Raw genomic sequence first — 410 nt, forward strand, 5'->3', positions numbered from 1 at the left:
GAGTCGCCGTCGGGGTCGATCCCGTCCAGGGGGACCGCGATGCGCACGCTGGACCCGGACAGCACGCGGGCCTCGATCTCGCGCGGCTGCGGGGGTGCGTTGTCCTCGCCGTCGCGGATGCGGATCGTGACCTGGGCGGAGTCCTCCTGCCCGTTGACGTCGCGCACCCGGTAGATCGCGTACGCGGTCCCGGCCTCGGGGCCGGCCTTGAACCGCAGCGTGTCCTCCGAGACGAACGCCTCGCCCAGGGCGGGGTCCACGTCCTGCTCGAGCTCGGGCTGCAGGAACAGCTCCAGCCCGTCGGGGTGGGTGTCGTTCTTCAGCACCGGGATCGTCACCACGTCCCCGGCGTGCACCGTGACCTCGTCCGCCGCCGCCTGCGGCGGCTGCAACCGCGTCGGCGCCGGCAC

At 73.7% G+C, this 410-nt stretch carries 1 protein-coding gene; it reads right to left on the reverse strand.

Annotated features, from left to right (window positions below; all coding sequences use genetic code 11):
* A partial coding sequence (locus ACTJIY_RS20845; protein WP_440675407.1) for an Ig-like domain-containing protein occupies positions 1-410 on the reverse strand: 410 nt, incomplete at both ends.

Source organism: Cellulosimicrobium sp. 22598 (assembly GCF_052044445.1).
Classification (GTDB): domain Bacteria; phylum Actinomycetota; class Actinomycetes; order Actinomycetales; family Cellulomonadaceae; genus Cellulosimicrobium; species Cellulosimicrobium cellulans_G.